At 50.4% G+C, this 276-nt stretch carries 1 protein-coding gene; it reads right to left on the reverse strand.

What is annotated here, in order from left to right; translation table 11 throughout:
* On the reverse strand, window positions 1-276 hold a 276-nt coding region (locus RVY79_RS19460; protein WP_317466217.1), incomplete at both ends, for a glutaminase.

Below are 276 nucleotides of genomic sequence, written 5' to 3' on the forward strand. Positions count from 1 at the left end.
GCGCCAATTTTGTCCTGTACCGCCTGCGGGCCGACATCTTCTAACGCAAGGGCTAACGTACAGACTTTCGAGATGGATTCCAGTGCAAAGCGGTAATCACTGTCACCCGCACTATAGACGTTGCCATCGCAGGTCACGATAGCCACTGCCGCCAGTTGACCTGGTACATTCGCCAGAAAGGGAATGTAATCGGCATTTTGTCCGCCGTTAAGTGAGTGAAATTGGGTGTAAGCCTGATCCACTGCCTGCTGTAATTTGTTTGCATCTAACATCTTT

Source organism: Chromohalobacter sp. HP20-39, from assembly GCF_033052815.1.
Taxonomy (GTDB): domain Bacteria; phylum Pseudomonadota; class Gammaproteobacteria; order Pseudomonadales; family Halomonadaceae; genus Chromohalobacter.